General features: G+C 47.5%; 1 protein-coding gene. It reads right to left on the bottom strand.

The features are described from left to right. Positions 1–137: 137 nt before the first annotated feature. Positions 138–356 (bottom strand): hypothetical protein (locus LKK83_RS29610; protein WP_324635060.1); only part of this gene is annotated, 219 nt, incomplete at its 5' end.

The following is a 356-nucleotide window of genomic DNA, read 5'->3' as shown; positions in this document are numbered from 1 at the left end:
TGTGCTGACAGGAGAATAGTTCTTTCTCCACCACCACTCCAACTCTGGAATAAGCGGAATAGTTCTTTCTCCACCACTACTCCAAGGGTGGAAAGAAACTGTACCGACAGGAGAATAGTTTTTTCGCCGCCACCACGCTATCGGTGGAAAGAAACTATACCGATAAGCGGAATAGTTTTCCCCACCACTACTCCAAGGCTGGAAAGAAACTGTACCGATAAGCGGAATAGTTTTCCCCACCACCACTCCAACCCTGGAATAAGCGGAATAGTTCTTTCTCCACCACCACTCCAACCCTGGAATAAGCGGAATAGTTCTTTCTCCACCACTACTCCAAGGCTGGAAAGAAACTGTAC

Source organism: Phormidium sp. CCY1219 (genome assembly GCF_035615515.1).
GTDB lineage: Bacteria > Cyanobacteriota > Cyanobacteriia > Cyanobacteriales > Laspinemataceae > CCY1219.
This window is presented reverse-complemented; position numbering and strand designations above follow the sequence as displayed.